This window comes from Streptococcus infantis, from assembly GCF_001579645.1.
Classification (GTDB): Bacteria; Bacillota; Bacilli; order Lactobacillales; family Streptococcaceae; genus Streptococcus; species Streptococcus infantis_E.
In genome coordinates, this window is record NZ_LQZF01000216.1 from 1 (window position 1) to 215 (window position 215).

The window sequence follows — 215 nt, forward strand, 5'->3', positions numbered from 1 at the left end:
AGTTAAGGTAGTAGATCCACGTACCGATGCGGATAAGAACACGCCAACACCTAAGGACAAAACAGTCAATGTAGGTGAAACTCCAGATCCTAAGAAATCAATTGGTAACGTAGGTGATCTTCCAAGTGGCACTACATTTGAATACAAGACACCGGTTGATACAACAACCCCAGGTGATAAGAGTACAACCGTCGTTGTGACTTACCCAGATGGTT

General features: G+C 43.7%; 1 protein-coding gene. It reads left to right on the plus strand.

The genetic code is table 11. The annotated features are described in order from the left end of the window. A partial coding sequence (locus SINDD18_RS10210; protein ID WP_277619884.1) for a Rib/alpha-like domain-containing protein occupies positions 1–215 on the plus strand: 215 nt, incomplete at both ends.